The 17,462-nt window shown below is 64.7% G+C and carries 17 protein-coding genes and 1 pseudogene; 9 read left to right on the top strand and 9 right to left on the bottom strand.

Going from position 1 to position 17,462, the window contains the following annotated elements; all coding sequences use genetic code 11:
• Positions 1–28 precede the first annotated feature (28 nt).
• The 5 genes from MUG98_RS07075 to MUG98_RS07055 all read right to left on the bottom strand — a co-directional run bounded on the left by MUG98_RS07075 (position 29) and on the right by MUG98_RS07055 (position 3,480).
• Entirely contained in the window at positions 29–1,162 is a 1,134-nt protein-coding gene (locus tag MUG98_RS07075) for a YhjD/YihY/BrkB family envelope integrity protein (RefSeq protein ID WP_265111433.1), read from the bottom strand.
• Positions 1,163–1,387: 225 nt separating this feature from the next.
• The gene (locus MUG98_RS07070; protein WP_247000255.1) at positions 1,388–1,663 is read right to left on the bottom strand and encodes a PadR family transcriptional regulator; all 276 of its coding nucleotides are present in this window, start codon (positions 1,661–1,663) and stop codon (positions 1,388–1,390) included.
• Positions 1,664–2,114: 451 nt separating this feature from the next.
• Positions 2,115–2,261, bottom strand: a complete 147-nt coding sequence (locus tag MUG98_RS07065) for a hypothetical protein (RefSeq protein WP_265111432.1) — start codon at positions 2,259–2,261, stop codon at positions 2,115–2,117.
• Positions 2,262–2,558: 297 nt separating this feature from the next.
• Positions 2,559–3,179 carry a cupredoxin domain-containing protein gene (locus MUG98_RS07060; RefSeq protein ID WP_265111431.1) on the bottom strand — a complete coding sequence of 207 codons (621 nt, stop codon included), beginning with the start codon at positions 3,177–3,179 and terminating at the stop codon, positions 2,559–2,561.
• A gap of 58 nt (positions 3,180–3,237) precedes the next feature.
• Positions 3,238–3,480, bottom strand: a complete 243-nt coding sequence (locus tag MUG98_RS07055) for a hypothetical protein (protein WP_265111430.1) — start codon at positions 3,478–3,480, stop codon at positions 3,238–3,240.
• On the opposite strand from MUG98_RS07055, the gene MUG98_RS07050 reads away from it, so the two are divergent.
• Complete coding sequence (locus tag MUG98_RS07050; RefSeq protein WP_265111429.1) at positions 3,479–4,204, top strand: DUF7117 family protein; 726 nt, start codon at positions 3,479–3,481, stop codon at positions 4,202–4,204. The genes MUG98_RS07055 and MUG98_RS07050 overlap by 2 nt on opposite strands.
• Before the next feature lie 77 nt (positions 4,205–4,281).
• Here the strand turns inward: MUG98_RS07050 and MUG98_RS07045 are convergent, their stop codons facing one another.
• The 3 genes from MUG98_RS07045 to glyA form a co-directional block, all read right to left on the bottom strand.
• A complete protein-coding gene (locus MUG98_RS07045; protein WP_265111428.1) occupies positions 4,282–5,175 on the bottom strand; it encodes a bifunctional methylenetetrahydrofolate dehydrogenase/methenyltetrahydrofolate cyclohydrolase in 894 nt (297 codons plus the stop codon).
• Between the two features lie 96 nt (positions 5,176–5,271).
• A complete protein-coding gene (locus MUG98_RS07040; protein ID WP_265111427.1) occupies positions 5,272–6,084 on the bottom strand; it encodes an alpha/beta fold hydrolase in 813 nt (270 codons plus the stop codon).
• Positions 6,085–6,424: 340 nt separating this feature from the next.
• Positions 6,425–7,672 (bottom strand): serine hydroxymethyltransferase, encoded by a 1,248-nt coding sequence (gene glyA, locus MUG98_RS07035; protein ID WP_265111426.1) that lies wholly within the window; start codon positions 7,670–7,672, stop codon positions 6,425–6,427.
• Positions 7,673–7,844: 172 nt separating this feature from the next.
• On the opposite strand from glyA, the gene MUG98_RS07030 reads away from it, so the two are divergent.
• From MUG98_RS07030 to MUG98_RS06995, 7 genes and pseudogenes are all read left to right on the top strand, one after another.
• Positions 7,845–9,938, top strand: a complete 2,094-nt coding sequence (locus MUG98_RS07030) for a hypothetical protein (protein WP_265111425.1) — start codon at positions 7,845–7,847, stop codon at positions 9,936–9,938.
• Positions 9,939–10,323: 385 nt separating this feature from the next.
• Positions 10,324–11,142 carry a transcriptional regulator TbsP gene (gene tbsP, locus MUG98_RS07025; RefSeq protein WP_265111424.1) on the top strand — a complete coding sequence of 273 codons (819 nt, stop codon included), beginning with the start codon at positions 10,324–10,326 and terminating at the stop codon, positions 11,140–11,142.
• Between the two features lie 314 nt (positions 11,143–11,456).
• A complete protein-coding gene (locus MUG98_RS07020) occupies positions 11,457–12,161 on the top strand; it encodes an RNase P subunit p30 family protein (RefSeq protein ID WP_265111423.1) in 705 nt (234 codons plus the stop codon).
• Positions 12,145–12,774 carry a class I SAM-dependent methyltransferase gene (locus MUG98_RS07015; protein ID WP_265111422.1) on the top strand — a complete coding sequence of 210 codons (630 nt, stop codon included), beginning with the start codon at positions 12,145–12,147 and terminating at the stop codon, positions 12,772–12,774. Before MUG98_RS07020 ends, MUG98_RS07015 begins: the two co-directional genes overlap by 17 nt.
• Positions 12,771–13,112, top strand: a pseudogene (locus MUG98_RS07010) (Rpp14/Pop5 family protein); the annotation flags it as partial. The gene MUG98_RS07015 and the pseudogene MUG98_RS07010, both read left to right, overlap by 4 nt.
• Before the next feature lie 403 nt (positions 13,113–13,515).
• Positions 13,516–14,271 (top strand): archaeal proteasome endopeptidase complex subunit alpha, encoded by a 756-nt coding sequence (psmA, locus tag MUG98_RS07000; protein ID WP_265111421.1) that lies wholly within the window; start codon positions 13,516–13,518, stop codon positions 14,269–14,271.
• A 325-nt stretch (positions 14,272–14,596) separates the two neighbouring features.
• Complete coding sequence (locus tag MUG98_RS06995) at positions 14,597–15,322, top strand: ribosome assembly factor SBDS (RefSeq protein WP_265111420.1); 726 nt, start codon at positions 14,597–14,599, stop codon at positions 15,320–15,322.
• Between the two features lie 87 nt (positions 15,323–15,409).
• Here MUG98_RS06995 and MUG98_RS06990 read toward each other — a convergent pair whose 3' ends face one another.
• Positions 15,410–15,724: an FUN14 domain-containing protein gene (locus tag MUG98_RS06990; RefSeq protein WP_265111419.1), complete on the bottom strand. Its 315-nt coding sequence runs from the start codon at positions 15,722–15,724 to the stop codon at positions 15,410–15,412.
• Positions 15,725–16,106: 382 nt separating this feature from the next.
• Here MUG98_RS06990 and hflX point away from each other — a divergent pair, with 382 nt between their 5' ends.
• Positions 16,107–17,408: a GTPase HflX gene (gene hflX / locus MUG98_RS06985; RefSeq protein ID WP_265111418.1), complete on the top strand. Its 1,302-nt coding sequence runs from the start codon at positions 16,107–16,109 to the stop codon at positions 17,406–17,408.
• The last annotated feature ends 54 nt before the right edge of the window (positions 17,409–17,462 follow it).

The following is a 17,462-nucleotide window of genomic DNA, read 5'->3' as shown; positions in this document are numbered from 1 at the left end:
CCCCTCTCGCCGAGAGCGATGCCGTGTGCTATTCGAACCGGTCTTTCACTGTTCCGACGCGGAGGGTTCCGACCCGCGTTAACACCGTACGGATCGATCGCTTCCACCGTGGATCGCGGCGAGTCGCGAGTCGCTGGCGCAACTGCTCGTTCTCCCGTTCGAGGTCGCGTGTCGTCCCTTCGAGCCGATCGACGCGATCCTCGAGTTCGTATCGACGATCCCGCTGAACCGCCAGGTCCTGTCGCAGTTTGTCCCGTTCCCGAGCGAGTTCCTCGGTTCGCTCGGCGAGTCGATCGCGCTCTCGTGCGATCGACGTGGCCGAAGACTCGTCTCCGGTCGACCCGGTCGCGTCGGACCCGGTTCCGGCGTCGTCGAGGTCGATTCGGCCGGTGTACGTCGCGTTGACGACCGCTCCCGAGAGCAGAATCAGGCCCCCGAAGTACAGCCACGTCAGCACCAGCAGGATCGCACCGACCGGGCCCGCCGACTCCGAGTCGCTGGCGAACGACACGTACACCTGGAACAGCGACTGGAGGACCGTCCAGCCGACGGCAGCGACCACGACGCCGGGGAGCACGTCACGAATCGAGACCTCCACGTCGGGGAAGCGGTAGTACATCGGCAGGAACGCGAGCGTGAGGCCGACGACGAGCAGGGCCGGATTCAGGAGTCCGACGAAGAGACTGTCGGGGAAGAACGCGAACACGATGCTCGCTACGCCGGCAGCGACCGCTGCGAGGCCGATCGCACCGAAGGCGACCAGTGCGTCCGTCAGCTGATCCACGAACGAGTTCTCGGTCGCGGACCCGTAGATCTCCGAGAACGCGGTGTCGAGTCCGCGGAAGATCTTCAGCGACCCCCACAGCACCACGACCAGCCCGATGATCGACGAACCGGCCGTCGCAGGGGAATCTTCGATCGCGTTCTCGAGCAGGAGTTGCCCGCTCTCCGGGAGGAAGCCCTCGGTCGCGGCCCCGACTTCGGTCGCGAACTGCTCGTCGCCGACGATCGAGACGAGAAAGAACACGAGCACGAGCAACGGGATCAGCGAGATGAACGCCTGGTAGGCGATACTGGCGGCCATGAACGGGACGTTCTTCTCCTGGATTCCGGTCACGACCCCTTTGACGAACGGAACTGCGCCGCGAATCTCGGGCGACATGTCGGGTCGAAGTGGCGGGGGACCGATAGCGGACTGGCTTGCACGTTCCACTTCGAGTCGACGGCCGCTCTCGATCGGGATCCGAACTCGTCATCCACCCGATCGGAACCGAAACGAACGGGAGCGCCGGCAGGAGCGTATCGAAGACCACCCGGACCGCTACGCTCACGAGGGGTCCACTACTCGATCCACGAGGGCGATACGCGTCCGTGACGCGACCACGCCTTACAGGTCTACGTACTGTGACTCCCACTCGCGACGCGCCTCGAGTTCCCGTCGACCGCGACGGGTGAGCGTGTAGAAGTTCGTTCGGCGATCGCGTCGTCCCTTCTCGACGAGCCCCTTGTCGACGAGCGTGTCGAGGTTGGGGTAGAGACGCCCGTGGTGGATCTCTTTCTCGTAGTACTGTTCGAGTTCCTCCTTGATCGCCAGTCCGTGGGGTTCCTCCTCGCCAGCGATGACGTAGAGCAAGTCCCGCTGGAATCCTGTCAGGTCGTACATTGGGAAAGTACCAATCGTACTTACTGTCGAATTTTAATAAGGCTATCGGGTTGTTTCGATCGAAACTGCGTTATTACTATCGATAAGGGTCGTTTCGGCCGAGTGCAAATGATAACAACCGTGACGAATCACCCACGCGCGTACACATAACACTGTGGTCATGTTTACAGTGCGTGAATTTCGTTCCGGTATATTTAATTATCAGTCCGTGTATGCGGTGCCCTCGCTGGGACGTGAGCGTCACGATCAGGGTGCGATAGCTCAGCAACGCGTCAGTACAGTAAACAGGAAAGCAGATCGCGTGACGGAAAAATGTCACGCGATCGCTTGCCGCCCTGAATTGGTCCCCGCTGACGCTTCGGCCCTCCAAGCGAAGCGTCACGTGATAGATTTTGCTGCCAGTACTTAAATGTATCGACACGAGGATCGACAGGTCCTGCCAACTGAACCGTCAGATGTGCTCCTCTTCGAGCACCCAGCCGATCGCCCGCTTGTAGTAAGTGAACATCTGTTCGACGCCGTCGTGGCGCATCTCGTCGCTCTCGAGGTGTTCCTTGAGAAACTCGTACTGCTCACGGATCTCTTCTTCGTCGCGCATACTCGTTCGTATCGCTCGCGAGCCAAAAAAGGTCGCCGGGGCGAATCGGTAGTCGCTCATTGGACTGTGTCCAGCGAGACATCGGTCACCGGCGAGGTCCGTTTCAGCCGTAAGTGAACGTTTTCGACGTCACAACAGTTATCCGTGCTGAAACGTCTCGACGCCAGAACACTCGTGACGGGACGGCTGTGTATCGGAACGGAACAGCGCGTATGTCGGAATGGGACACCTCGACGACGTCGAACGGTTCCCGATCGTGACGAATCTGCCCGATCGAGCGGCCGGAGCCGTAACAGTTCAGTCCTCGGACTCGTTACCGTCTTCGCTCTCGTTTCCGTCCATGGTTTCGTTGCCGTCCTCGGTTTCGTTACCGTCTTCGCCCATGCCGCCGCCGCTTTCGACTTCGATCGTACCGCGCATCGTGCTTTCGTGTGGTCGACAGACGTACTCGGCCATCTCGCTGGTGATCTCGTCGACCTCGAGGGTCTGGGTCTCGCCTTGCTCGCCCATCGTGTCGGTCGAGTAGTCGTCGACGACCTCGTCGTTCTCGTCGACGATTTCGAGGTTGTGCGTCTGGCCGTCGAGGTTCTCCCACGTGAAGCTGTAGGCTTCGCCCTCCTGGAGGACGAGCGTCGGGTTCTCCTGGTCGGCGATCTGGTCGGGTGCCTGGCCCTGCCAGGCCTGGACCTCGGCGCCGAGTTCGATCTCGTCGTCCGGGCTGATCGCCTCGCCGCCAGCTGCACCGTCTTCGGTTTCGTTCCCGTCTTCCGTGCCGGTGTCGTTACCGTCACCTCCGTTTTCACCTTCGCCGGGACCGCCTTCCCCTTCCGTGTCGTTTGCACACCCGGCGAGAACGAGCGCACTTGCTGTACCTGCCGCAGCGACGAACGTCCGTCGATCGAGTCTTCGATGGGACATATACGCGAATTGTACGTTCCCGCTGGTTGGAGTGTGGCCTGCAACTGCTACCCGTTAATCACCCATTGAGCGTCGTTCGGTCGTCCGTGACCGTCATCGGTCCCGAACAGTCATCGGGATCGAGTTCCCCGACTCGTGACGGCCGATCGGCGACTCCCGGTGCAGTCTTGCGCCGAACGACCTGCATCCCGCCGACTCCGTCACCGCGGCTGTCACACTCCGGTGTGCGGTCGCCCGACGCCCGCGTCCCGTCGGTCGACTCCGGTGGGACTTTTGCCGTCCCGCGCGTAGTCCCGTCCATGAAGATTCGGGGGGAACGCGAGTGCAAGGAGTGTGGGACGCGATGGTCGTACTACGAGACCGGGAGCGTCGGCTGTCCGGCCTGTGGCAGCCTCCGAAGCGTCGGCATCGACGACCGAACCGAACACACCGACTTGCAGGTCGAGTTCGATCTCACGCCGGTCCGGAACGGCATCGACGACGTCCCCACCGACGACCTCGCGGAGCGCGCCCGCGAGGTGTGTCGCGACTACGTTCGCCGCCGCGGCTTCGTCAACGCCGGCGACCTTCGCGACCTCGACGACACCTACCTCGCCGCGTCCGAACTGCTCCACGTGGCCGACGTCGTGGCCCGCGATATCCGCCTCGAGGAGCGCGAGGAACTGTACTTCCTCTCACTGTTGCGCGACGCCGACGACGGCGAACGACCGCCTCACGAGGAAGTCCCGGCCACGATCCGCGGGCCGCGCGGACTCGCGTACGCGAACGCAGTGTCCGAGTATCGCCGTGACGTTCGGACGTGGGCAGCGGATCGATCGCTCACGACCGCCGAGCGAGGTGCGCTCGAGACGTTGGGCGAGCACGCCAAGCGCATCCGGATGCTGGACGGCGACGTCGATCCCCGGGTGGCCGAGCGACTCGTCGAGACGACCCGGGACCTCGCGAACGGCCTCCGCGGAGACGAACTCGCGTTCGCGCAGGCCCAGGATCGACTGGACGACCTCGAGTTCAGTCACGTCGAGTAAAACGGCCACCGAATCTGCGATCGACGATCGACGACGGCCGGCGACGGAATCGAAACTGGTACCGACGGTCTCCGGACTCAGGGGAGATCGACGGCGACGTCTTCCTGCAGGCTCGCCGCCTTGACCGTGTTGTAGAGCAACATCGCCCGGGTCATCGGGCCGACGCCGCCGGGGACGGGCGTGATCGCGCTCGCCTTCGCCGTCGCGCTCTCGAACTCGACGTCGCCGACGAGTTCGTACCCCTTCTCGGTATCCGCTTCGACGCGGTTGACGCCGACGTCGATCACGACGGCGTCGTCGCCGATCATCGACCCATCGATCAGTTCCGGGACGCCGACCGCTGCGACCACGATGTCCGCGTTCCGGGTCTTCGCTGCGAGATCCTCGGTTCGCGAGTGACAGACCGTCACGGTCGCGTTCCCGTCCTCGGCTTTCTGGAGCAGCAGGTTCGCGAGCGGCTTGCCGACGATCCGGGAGCGGCCGACGATCGTCACGTCGGCACCTTCGGTTTCGACGTCGTAGGCCTGGAGGAGTTTCTGCACGCCGTGGGGCGTACAGGGACGGAAGCGGGCGTCACCGGCGACGAGGCGGCCGACGTTCTCGGGGTGGAAGCCGTCGACGTCCTTGCCGGGATCGATCCGCCGGATCACTTCCCGGTAGTCGATGTGATCCGGGACGGGATCCTGGACGAGATAGCCGTGGACGTTCGGGTCGTCGTTCAGATCGTCGATGGTCTCGTACAGTTCCTCGGCGGGCGCATCGCCGGCGACGTCGACGTGGTGTCCCTCGATGCCGACCTCCTCGCAGTCGCGCTGTTTCATGTTCACGTAGGTCTGGCTGGCGGGGTCGTCACCCATCAACACCGTCGCCAGCCCCGGCCGTGCGCCCGCGTCCGCGAGCGTCTCGATCGCGTCGGTCAGGTCGTCACGGATCTCACTCGCGACGGCGTTGCCGTCGATGATCTCGGTCATCACTCGAGTTGCCGACCGCGAGACTAATCAACCCTCGGGTTCGTGCTCACTTTCGAGCATATAATGGGAATAGTATGCACGAACGTGGATAGCGAATCAGTGATGCTCGTCGAGGAACGAGCGGATCGCCTCGGTAACCGGTACCGGACGTTCGAGGTTCGACGTGTGGCCCGCCTCGGGGATCAGTTCCATCTCGGCGTCGGGTAGGTCTTCGAGCATCGGTTCGGCCCGCGAGGGATCGATCGACGGATCCTCCTCGCCGTGGACGATCAGGACCGGGACGTCGATTTCGGCGAGTCGATCGCCGATACCGGGCCGATCGAGCCACGAGTGGAGTTCGTGATAGACCGCGTCGCCGGGATACGTCTGCCAGCGGTCGACCCACTCCGCGACGAGGTCGGGGTTCTCCTCGTGGGTCGTCTCGCCGAACAGGTACTGCGTGACTCCTTCGGCGAGTGACTCCGGCACGCCCTCGCGAGACCCCTCGAGCGGATCGACGAGCGCGCCGTAGGTTTCCTGCTCCTGGGGTTCGTGCGGGGCCGCCATCGAGTCGATCAGGACGAGGCCGTCGACGCGATCGGGATACGCGAGCGCGAACCGCAGGGCCATGAACCCGCCCATCGACATCCCGCCGACGACCGCACTGTCGTGTCCGAGCCCGTCGAGCACCGCGGCGCAGTCATCCGCGAGGTCCTGGAGGTCGTACCCCGGAGCGTACCGATCGGTCCGCGCTCGCAGGTCGTACGCCGTCGCCCGGTAGCCGTCGGCGAGTGCGTCGAGTTGCGGCGCGAACATCGTCCGGTCCATCAGCGTGCCGTGTGCGAAGACGATCGGCGGCCCCTCGCCGACGGTCGTCGAGACGGCGCCGGTTCGGGCCCGGTACAGGTCGGACGTGGCACTACCAGTCATGCGTGTCGGTATCGCTCCACAAAACAAATATCTGATCATTTCCGACCAACGAGCGGGCGTCGGGGCACCTGGGACATCGAGTCGTGACCTGCCACCGCCGAGATCTACCGACTCGTTCCGGGCTCGGAGACCTCTCACTCGGCAGTGTCGCGTTCGTCGGTGGCGACGGCGTCGATCGGGGGGTCGACGCGGCCGTCTCCGACGGTTCCCCGAGTTCGCGGAGCCGATCGCCGTCCCTCGTCGCCCCTGTCGGTCGTTTCGACACGTCCGATCGTACAGCCAGCCGCCGGATGAGCCGCGGGCTGGCGACTGACAGGGTCGCGAAAAGCGAACGACGGCGTTACTCGTACAGCGGGTTCTCGTTACACAGCGTCTGGACCTCCTCGCGGACCTCCTCGATGACGGCCTCGTCATCGGGAGCGTCGATGACCCGCGTGATGAGGTCGGCGACGGTTCGGCAGTCGTCCTCGCCGAAGCCGCGGGTCGTGAGAGCGGGCGTGCCGGCCCGGATGCCGCTGGGATCGAAGGGCGATCGGGTCTCGCCGGGCACCGTGTTCCCGTTGAGGACGATGCCGGCGTCCTCGAGCGCGTCCTCGGCGTCGCCGCCGCTCGTGTCGGGGTGGCTCTCGCGCAGGTCCACGAGCACGAGGTGGTTGTCGGTCCCGTCAGAGACCAGCGAGAAGCCGTTCTCGGAGAGCCGGTCGCCGAGCGCCCTCGCGTTCGCGACGGTCTGTTCGGCGTAGTCCTCGAATCCGGATTCGAGAGCTTCCTTGAAGCCGACGGCCTTGCCGGCGACGTTGTGCATGAGGGGGCCGCCCTGGCCGCCGGGGAAGACCGCCGAGTCGACGTCGTCGGCGTACTCCTCGCTCGTCATCACGATGCCGCCGCGGCCGGCCCGGATCGTCTTGTGGGTCGACCCGGTGACGAAGTCGGCGATACCCACGGGCGACGGATGGACGCCGGCCGCGACCAGGCCCGTGATGTGGGCGATGTCCGCGAGGTGCAGCGCACCGACGCTGTCGGCGGCCTCCTGGATACGGTCCCACTCGATTTCTCGCGGGTACGCGGAGTAGCCCGAAACGATGATGTCGGGTTCGAACTCCTCGGCGTGTTCGGCGAGGCCCTCGTAGTCGAGATACCCCGTCTCGGTGTCGACCTCGTACTGCTCGACGTCGTACAGTTGGCCCACGAAGTTCGCCGGATGGCCGTGACTGAGGTGGCCGCCGTGGGTCAGGTCCAGCGAGAGGATCTTGTCGCCCGGTTCGAGGGTCGCGAAGTAGACGGCCTGGTTGGCCTGCGTGCCCGAGTGGGGCTGGACGTTGACGTGCTCGGCACCGAACAGCTCTTTCGCGCGGTCGATCGCTAACTGTTCGACCTCGTCGGCGTACTCGCAGCCGCCGTAGTAGCGCGAGCCCGGATACCCCTCCGCGTACTTGTTCGTCAGGGCGCTCCCCTGGGCGTCGATGACCGCGCGGCTGGCGTGGTTCTCGCTGGCGATCATCTGCAACGAGTTCCGCTGGCGGTCTACCTCTCCCTCGAGAGCGTCGGCGACGGCGGGATCGACCTCCCGGACGTGCTCGTGTTCCATATCCGATGTGCGGTCTGGCGGCTGTATAAGTGTACCCGTCTTCGGCAAGTCGAGCCACGACTTGCTCTGTTCCGACGACGATCCCTCGAGAGACACGCTCGACGCGTTGAAAGCTGTTTTTTTGCTGCCACCCGATACATCTAACTGGCCGGAGTTACATTCGGCGTACCGAATGATAGAGTGGGAGGTCGGCGACGACGTCCTTCGCGTGACGGACGCGGACAACGCAGAACTGTCGGTTCGCGGTGCCGACCTCGTCGCCGACGGACGGAGCCCCGACATTCCACGCCCCGTCGACGAGACGATCGTCGCCACGACGGACGAACTCCGCTTCCCACACGCCGTCGTCTACGCGTTCTCGCTCGGGTCGTCGGCGCAGTACGAACTCGATCCCAGCGGCGAACCGCTCTCGCTGCCACCCGGCGAGTACGTGGTCGACGTCGACACCGAGATCAAGACGTACCTCCGGTTCTCCGGCGCGGCGACGATCGAGAAGACCGACGACTTCGAGTCGACCGTCGTCTCGTTCGCCGATCGACGCCGGACGATCCTCGGCTTTCGCAGTCGACACGAGTTCCCCGCCGGGACGATGACGGTCCCCGACTCGCCCGCGGGCATGGCCGCCGCCATCACGCACCTCGCCTCCTCGCACAAGACCGACGGCCCGGACCGTACCTATCCGACGCTCCGAGGCCATCCGCCGCTGATCGAACGGGGCCCCGACCTCGAGATCAGCGACTGCATCCGTTCGGACACGCCCGACACCGGGATCGAACTCGTCGTCCCGCCCGCGTACGAGTCGCTGTTCGTCACCGCACCCCTCGCGTACTACCTGCAGGCAGCGGTGCGCGTCGCTGACGACTGCGAGCGGCCGCGACTCCGACTCCCCGACGTCGCGGTCGAAGCGGAACTGGCCGCGATGCCGGAACTCGAGCGCGACGTCGAACGGCTGCTCCGGAAGGCGTTCTTCCTCGACTGTCTGATCCGGAACGCAGGGCCGTACGGGACCTCCCTCTCGGAGCTGCACCTGCTCGAGGCCCTCGAACTCGACGCGAGCGCGCTGTACGAGGCGTCGCCGCAGGACCGGCTCGCGACGTACCTCGAGGTGCCCTTCGCGGCGATCGAACACCGACTCCCGGAGTGGCACTGCTCGACGTACGTCAGGCCGACCGCCGACAGCATCGAGACGCTCCCGTTCTTGCTCGATCGGATGAGCCTCATCTACCGGCCACGAACCTCCGAACTGGAGGGGAAAGAACTGGTCGAGCGATCGCTCGAGGACTTCTACCGCGGCGGTGAGGGACTGACCACCGCGGACCGCGCCAGCGCGGGGCAGGTCGCCTCGGTCGACATCGTCAAACCCGAACTCCGCCACGGTCGCGTTCACGGCTGGCTCGCGGACGGCGTCCCGATCGACGTCTTCAAGTCTGCCCCCGAGGCCTACCGCAACCGGCTGGACTACCTGGAGCGATCGAGCGACTCGACCTCGATCTGCGTCGTGCTGAACGATCCGGAGATGGCCGGCGAACACGACCACGTCGCCGAAATCTACCGCCGTCGCTCCGAGGAGTTGACGATGGACGTGACCGTCGCGGAGTCCCTCGAGACGGCCGCACTCGCCCGGGTCTTCGAGGCCGATCACGATTTCGTCCACTACATCGGTCACTGTGAGACCGAGGGCCTGCGCTGTCCCGACGGCTACCTCTCGGCGTCGAATCTCTCGACGTGTAACGTCCAGACGTTCTTTCTGAACGCCTGTGGTTCCTTCTACGAAGGGCTGAGCCTGATCGAGAACGGCAGCGTCGCGGGCGCGGTGACGTTCACGAGAGTGCTCAACGACCACGCCATCAAGGTCGGGTCGACGTTCGCCAAACTCCTCGTCCACGGGTTCAGCATCGAACGCGCGATGCGACTCGCCCGCCGACGCATCATGATGGGGAAGGATTACGCGGTCGTCGGCGACGGGACGCACTCGCTCACGCAGGGCGAACTGCGAACGCCGACCACCGTTCGGATCGACCCCATCGAGACGGCCGCCGACGAGGAGTATCTCGTCACGTTCGACTGTTACTCGACGCGCGTCACCGGGTCGTACTACTACCCCCACACCGAGGACAACGAGTACGCCTACCTCTGTGGCACCGAGTCGAACTTCACGCTCACCGAACCGGAACTCGCGACCCTGCTCAAAGAATCGGAAGCGTCAGTGATCTACAACGGCGACGTCTACTGGTCCAAACAGCTCGCTGGCTCGTTCGAACGCTGAGACGCTATGGCCCGCCGTACGTACTGACCCGCTTTGCCTGCACCAGAGACGATCGTAATCGGTCCGTTCCGAGGCGGTCGACGGTATCACGCAGTTCCCACCACAGTCGGTTGTGTCTAACACCCATACGATCCTGTACTAACAAATCGACCATATTTAGATATTGTTCTCATCTAAAATACCATTCTGATATCGAAATAAACGGCGCCGGGACAGCCGTCCGTTCCGTCGTGATCGGACCGCGTGTTCACAGGGCCGGACCTACGGTTGGGAGTCTGATGGTTTTTGGGACAAAAATCACCGGTTTGAGCGTCAGATGAGAAGTTGTCGTGTGCAAACGGCCACCAAAATTAAGTAATACGGGTTCGTTTACTTCTGTACAGGCATGACCTCGAATTTACTCAACCACCAGATTGACGATATCCTCGGGTCAGTTCTCGAGGACGCGACCGGAGACGTCTACATGGTCAACCCGTCGTGGGACGCCATCGAAGAGTTCGTTTCGGTAGCCACGGATTTCGACGGCGACCTCCCCTCGGTGCACATGCTCGCCGACGAGCGCACGCTCAAAGACGTCATGGACGACTTCATCGTCGCGTCCAACGCCGCCGACCTCATCTCGGAGGGGACACTCGAACTGCGAACCATCGAAGAAGCGCCCGAGAACTCTCTCCTCGTCACCGACGACCGCGTGGTTGCCATCGTCCACGCGGGTGATCGCGTCGGTGGGCTCGTGACCGACGACGAGGGGTTCGTCGACGACACGTACGACACGTACGTCTCCCACTGGGAGGACGCCAACACGTTCAATCTCCGAACGCCGCCGATCACGGACGTTCGCGACACCCTCTCCGAGGAGATCAGCCCCGACGCCGAGGCCGACTTCACCGCAATTCTCGACTCCCTCGAGACCGCCCGCGGCGACGGCGACGGTCTCGACGAAGTGACGATCTCGCTGCTCGTAGCCGCCAAGAACGAGGCCCTGCTGTACGACATCAGCAAGTGGGGCGAGGACGTCGGGATCGCCTCCAAGGCGACCTTTAGCCGGACCAAGACCAAACTCGAGGACATGGGTCTGATCGATACCGAAAAGGTCCCGATCGACGTCGGACGCCCGCGGTTGCGCCTGAAGATCGGCGACGATCGGCTTCGCGAGGCCAACAACGGCCAGCTCGCGACGGTCGCGCAGTCTATTCTGAATTAACGAACTTTTGCTCTGCGGGCGTGCCGGGGGCGCGCCCTCGGTGAAATCTTCAAAAGAGCGCGTGCGCTCATCTGGACGGAGCGATTCCGAAGGAATCGCTTGCAGTCGGCGCGAAGCGCCGCACAGTCGCTCGTTCTCATCAGTCGTCGGCCCGCTCACGTCGTTCGCTCGCGGTGTGGTCGCTCAGGTAGCCTGCCCTCCTCCGGGGAGCACCCGAACAGTGAGGGTGCGCTCCCGGCAGGCTACTAGATCGTCCTCGATCGCCGTCGGTCCGTGGCGCAAACCCCAAGTCGGCCCCACGAGTGAGTTCTGGTATGTACGAGGCCGTCCACGCCGAACCCGACGGAGAGAGCACGGTCGCCAGACTCGCGAAGACGGCGGCCGACTACGGGTTCGAGGGCGTGGTCGTCCGCAACCACTCCGACGCCCGTGCGGAGTACGAGCCCGATCGGATCGGAGACGAGTACGGGATCGACGTCGTCGATGGCGTCGAGATCCGGGCCGACGATCCCCAGCAGGCAAGCGGCGCGGTCGGGAACCACCGTCCATCGACGACGATCGTAGCGGTCGAGGGTGGCACGACCGCTCTGAACCGGTTCGCGGTCGAAAACGAGAAAGTCGACGTGCTCGCCGGGCCGATGGCCCGCGACGGGGACGTCAATCACGTCCTCGCGAAGGCTGCCGCCGAGAACGGCGTTCGGTTCGAGTTCGATCTGTCGGGCGTGCTCCGAACGAGCGGCGGCCGCCGCGTCCGGACGATACAGGCGCTTCGCAAACTCCACGAAATCGTGGCGTACCACGACGCGCCCTACGTCGTCAGCGGAGTGCCGACCTCCCACCTCGAACTCCGTGCGCCGCGGGAACTGCAGGCGCTGGGCGAGCAGATCGGGCTTTCCGGCGAGTTCGTCGAGGCCGGACTGGCGGAGTGGGGTCGGCTGGCCGACCGAAATCGGCGCGTCGCGTCCGAGTCGTTCATTGAGCCGGGGGTCGAACGGGGCAGGTATGAAGAAAGAGATTGAGGAGCACGCCGCCCGGTTCGATCGAAAAGCAGGCGAGTACGACGAGTCGAACTCCGAGGAGTACCGCGCCTGTGCGAACCTCGTGATCGAGCACGCGGCTCCCGAGGCCGACGACGTCGTCCTCGACCTCGGTACCGGGACGGGCGCGATCGCGCTCGCACTCGCGCCCGACGCCGGGCGAGTCGTCGGACGGGACATCAGCGAGGGAATGATGGACGAGGCGCGGGCGAAAGCCGACGAACGGGGAATCGAGACTGTCGAATTCGGCAGGGGGACGTTCCGCGAGCCCAACTACGACGGCGAGGTCGACATCGTCACGTCGAACTTCGCCATGCACCACCTCTCGGACGACGAAAAGCGAGAGGCGATCGCGGTGATCGCCGACCTCGAGCCCCGCCGATTCGTCCTCGGCGACGTGATGTTCTTCGGCGAGCCGGATCCCGACGAGCCGTTCTACTCGCCCGAGGTCGACGATCCGGCGACCGTCGGCGTGCTCGCCGACGCCTTCACCGACGCGGGCTTCTCGCTAACCGCGGTCGAGCGCGTCCACGAGCAGGTGGGGGTGCTGGTCGCCGAACGCGGCCCGGCGACGGTCGAGAGTGAGACCCCGTGAAACACCTCCCGAAGCACCTCAGACCGCGCTGGCGGTATCTCGCCGTCGGGATCGAGACCTGGCCCGACGCCGCGATCGATCGCCGGGCGTTCCAGCGCGAGCTGTGGTACGCCGGCCAGAACCTCCTGGGCGATCCGGGCAGCGCGGCCGCCGACCTGACGGTCGTCCAGTTCGACTTCGCCGACGGCGACGGCGAGGCGATCGTCAGGGTCCGCCACGGCGAGACCGGGCCGGCGCGAGCGGCACTGGCCTGTATCGACGAGATCGACGGTGCTGCGGTCGGCCTGCGGGTCCGCGGTATCAGTGGCACGATCCGGGCCGCCGAAGAAAAGCACCTCCGTAGCTGAGTGTCAGCTTTCCCATGCGCTCTCTCAGCGGCGGCGTGTCAGCTACCCGCGGCCAAAACCGTGGCTTCACCTCGATCATCCGGGAGAGGCGCCACGACGTTGTGGCGCTCCCGAGTTAAGGACTCCGCGGCTACACTCGGTACCGGGCGTCTCTGGGGCTCGTAGCCGAGGTTTTGTATCGGCCCGGTTTTACGGATCTTGAGTCTTCGTGTACCGGACACCGCCGACAAGGTAAGAAAAGTATTTAGGACGCCGCCGGCAACTTTCCCACGAGAGAAACGTCGTGTTCCGGAACGAGGAGCGAGTCGCCGTCCTGCGAAAGGATCTGCAGACGTGCGACTCGATGAGGCGTTCACGGGCGCGACAGACCTCGATTACGATTTAGCGTGATACTATGCAGGGACAAGCCCAACAGCAGGCGTACGACCGTGGCATTACGATCTTCTCGCCGGACGGCCGACTCTACCAGGTCGAGTACGCCCGCGAGGCGGTCAAACGAGGAACAGCAAGTATCGGCGTCCGAACGAGTGACGGAGTCGTTCTCGCGGTCGACAAGCGAGTCCCCTCTCCGCTGCTCGAGGATTCGAGCGTCGAAAAGATTCACAAGGCCGACGACCACATCGGCATCGCGAGCGCCGGTCACGTGGCCGACGCCCGCCAGTTGATCGACTTCGCGCGCCGCCAGGCACAGGTCAACCATCTGCGCTACGGCGAACCGATCGGGGTCGAGACGCTGACGAAGGAAGTCACCGACCACATCCAGCAGTACACCCAGGTCGGCGGCGCGCGCCCGTTCGGCGTGGCACTGATCGTCGGCGGGATCGACAACGGCGAACCGCGCCTGTTCGAGACCGACCCCTCGGGGACGCCCTACGAGTGGAAGGCACTCGCCGTCGGTGCGGATCGGGGCGACCTCCAGGACTACCTCGAAGAGAACTACGACGACGAAGCCGACCTCGACGGCGGCATCGCGCTGGCGCTGGACGCGCTCGCATCGGTCAACGAGGGCTCGCTCCTGCCCAGCGAGGTCGGCCTCGCGACCGTCGACATCGAGTCCGAGTCCTTCGAACAGTTCGATCGCGACCGTATCCAGAGTCATCTCGAGGAGAACGACCTCCTCGACACGGGCGAGGACGAACCCGAGGAGTAATCGCCGCGACCGATCGCGAACCGCCACGTCTCCGGTTTGCCGACCGCGCCAGAACGACCCCCGATCGAAGACGCACCCTCGATCGGATCGAGGGGACTCCGTTCTCACGACTCCGCACAGTCGATCGACTCACGAGTTGCGCCGAGAGCCACGTGTGGAATTCGCTGCCGAACGAACGAGTCGCATTCCGGCCCGAGTGCGGCGACGGATTCGAAGCGACGTATAGGATCGGGCGGCGATCGGGAGTTGAGGTGGCTCCCTCGGGGGCCGCACGACCCTCGAATATCGGGAAACACTCTTTTCACTGGCGGCGAAACCATCAGTTATGATATCGCTCGACGAGGCGGTGACGGCGCGGCTCGAATCACACGGGGCGCGCTTCGAGGTGCTGGTCGACCCGGATGCAGCCCTGGCGATCAAACGCGACGAGTTCGAGGGCGATCTCGAGGACGTGATCGCCGCCGAGGACGTCTTCGAGGACGCCTCGCGCGGCGATCGACCGGCAGAGTCCGACCTCGAGACGGTCTTCGACACGACCGATCCGCTCGAGATCATCCCCGAGGTGATCAAGCGGGGCGAGATCCAGATTACGGCCGATCAGCGTCGCGAGATGCAGGAGCAAAAGCGGAAACAGCTGATCGACACGATCGCGCGCAACGCGGTCAATCCCCAGATGGACAACGCTCCGCATCCGCCCGAACGGATCGAGAACGCCCTCGAGGAGGCCGGCTTCACGGTCGATCCGATGGAACCCGTTGAAGGGCAGGTCGACGACGCGCTCGACGCGTTGCGGCCGGTGATCCCGATCCGGTTCGAGGAGGTGACGATCGCGGTCCAGATCCCCGCAGAGCACGCCGGCAGTGCGCAGGCACAGATCCGCCAGTTCGGCGACCTCGAGCGCGAGGAGTGGCAGCCTGACGGGTCGTGGATCGGCGTCCTCACCTTCCCCGCTGGAATGCAAAACGACTTCTACGACACCGTCAACGAGCACACGAGCGGCGAAGCCGAGACGGAGCTCATCAAGGACAAGGACGACCTGAAGACGCGGTAGGCCGGGACGCGGAGGCGATGGACAGCCGATCGGGTTCGCTCCTCGATCGGGTTCGCTCGTGACGGTCCGATCGCCCTCTCTCGGCCCCTATCCGCGGTGGTAGCCGATCAGGAAGCCGCTGGTGAACCCGGCCCCGATCGTCAGCGTCGAGACCGCGGATTCGATCCAGTGGGTGTCCACGTTCGGCGTCACGTCGGCCGACCCGACGAGTCCGGCCGAGAGCCGGTTCCAGTCGATCATCACGATGCCCTGGGACTCGAGGTACCGGACGGTCATCAACTCGACGCAGACGATAATCGCGAGCACTTTCGCGAGCTTCTTGGTCGCGTACCCGATGCAACCGCCGATCACCGCACTGGCGAGGAACTCGACACTGAGCGTCGTCGGATCGACCTCTACCATCACGACGCTGGATTATCGACGGCAGTAATGACTGTTTCGATCAGCTGACTCTCTCGAACGAGTGACGATTCCGTGAGACCGAACGGCGGGGACGATAGCGTGAGATCGATCGCGGAACTCGAACTCGAGGGATCGAACGCGGAACCCGGACCGCTCGCGCCACCCGTCTGCTCGCGTCCGCCACCAACGTGGGCCGTGCACTGGATTCAAGACGATCGGTCGCGTACCGCTAGCTATGTCCGATCGCAGCCTAACGGAGGTGACTGACAGGCATCCTTAGCGTGTCAGCCGCCGTGTCTGCAGAGACGAACCCCCGCACAGACCCGGTCCACCAGCGACGCGTCGCGCTCCGACCACCCCGGTCAGCCGCCGGTGAGCGCCCGTGAAGGCGATCGTCGCGAAGCGCGTCGACTCCGGCCACCCGGACACGAGCGAGATCCACGACCTCGCCGAGGCGGCCGGTTACACCGTCGTGGGCGAGGTGACGCAGTCCCGGAAGGCGGACCCCGCGCTCCAGCTGGGCGAAGGGAAAGCCGAGGAACTCGCCGATCGGGTCGCGGCGACGGGTGCGACGACCGTCATCTTCGACAACCGGCTCGGTCCCTACCAGACGTACAACCTCGGCCAACTGCTCCCCGAGGGCGTCGAGGTGATCGATCGGTTCACGCTGATCCTCGAGATCTTCGGCCAGCGTGCCCAGACCCGGAAGGCACAGTTGCAGGTCGAACTCGCCGAACTCCGGTACGAACTCCCGCGGGCGGAGGCCAAGACGAGCCTGGCCAAACGCGAGGAGCACCCGGGGTTCATGGGGCTGGGCGAGTACGACGAGAGCCGCGAACAGGACATCAAGAGCCAGATCAGCCGGATCAGGGACGAACTCGAACGGATCGAGCAGACGGAAGAACAGCGGCGGGAACGCCGTCGCGACTCCGGGTTCGACCTCGTCGCGCTGGCCGGCTACACGAACGCGGGGAAGTCCACCCTGTTGCGACAACTGGCCGACGACCTCGCGGTCGAGGAGAACGAGGATCTCCACCCCGACCTCGACCCGACGGCCGAGTCGGAGGACGACCTGTTCACGACGCTGGGTACGACGACGCGCCGTGCCGACATCGAACCGCGTAACGTCCTCGTGACCGACACCGTCGGCTTCATCAGCGACCTCCCCCACTGGCTCGTCGAGTCGTTCAAGTCGACGCTCGATTCGGTCTACCGGGCGGACCTCGTCTTGCTCGTGGTCGACGTCAGCGAGGAGATCGACGAGATCCACGAGAAGTTAGTCACCAGTCACGACACCCTCTACGAGCGCAACGAGGCCCCGATCGTGACTGTACTGAACAAGATCGACAGGATCGACGAGGAGGAACTCGCCGAAAAGCGCGAGGCGCTCTCGGCGCTCGCCCCGAACCCCGTCGCCGTCAGCGCCCGCGAAGGGACGAACGTCGACGCCCTCCTCGATCGGATCGACAGGGAACTGCCGGACTGGGAGGAGGAGCGTCTCGTGTTGCCGATGACCGACGACACGATGAGCCTCGTCTCGTGGATCCACGACAACGCGAACGTCGAGGACGTCACCTACGGGGACGAGGACGTCCTCGTCTCGTTCGAGGCCCGCCCGGCGGTCATCTCGCAGGCCCGATCGCGTGCGAGCGAGTTGCAGACGGCGTCGGCGGAGTCCGCCTGAGAGCGTCGAGACCGGGGGCTGACGACGGCGGGAAAAATCTCAGTACGGACTACC

Source organism: Halosolutus halophilus (genome assembly GCF_022869805.1).
In the GTDB taxonomy this organism is placed as follows: Archaea; Halobacteriota; Halobacteria; order Halobacteriales; family Natrialbaceae; genus Halosolutus; species Halosolutus halophilus.
The sequence above is the reverse complement of the archived record's forward strand: the minus strand, read 5'-3'. Positions and strand labels throughout refer to the sequence as shown.